General features: G+C 48.3%; 1 pseudogene. It reads right to left on the bottom strand.

What is annotated here, in order from left to right:
• Positions 1-164: 164 nt before the first annotated feature.
• Positions 165-383 (bottom strand): annotated as a pseudogene (locus RRF55_RS27290) (HNH endonuclease); the annotation flags it as partial.

Here is a 383-nt window from a genome sequence, read left to right as displayed (position 1 = left end):
AACTTTTCATTTCGCGGTTGTGCACAAAAAGGACTGGCGGCGGTCATTTGGGTTCAAGGTTCTGAACTTTTGACCCGCCCCTCCCCCTCAGATGAGAATTGATATCATTTGAATGCTAATGATTTCAAATGACAATCACTTTTGAGGTATATTGATAATGGTTATCACTTAAACCAATGAGAAGTTGGGTCCAGTGGCATCCCGTTTTCATCGCATCCGATCACGGTGCCACGCTTCTCCATTCGCTGCTTCGTGGAGTCGTGGTGCTGCTTACACAACCCTTGCCAGTTCTTCCGGCTCCAGAAAAGCTTTTGCGCCTTCGCTATTTCCTGGCTGTCACCAGAGCGCAGAGCCTCTTTCAGTTTGTGCGGGATGATGTGGTC

The sequence above is a fragment of the Klebsiella sp. K47 genome (assembly GCF_051858335.1).
GTDB lineage: Bacteria > Pseudomonadota > Gammaproteobacteria > Enterobacterales > Enterobacteriaceae > Klebsiella > Klebsiella pneumoniae.
Note: the sequence above shows the minus strand (reverse complement) of the source record. Positions and strands in the feature narration are given on the sequence as shown.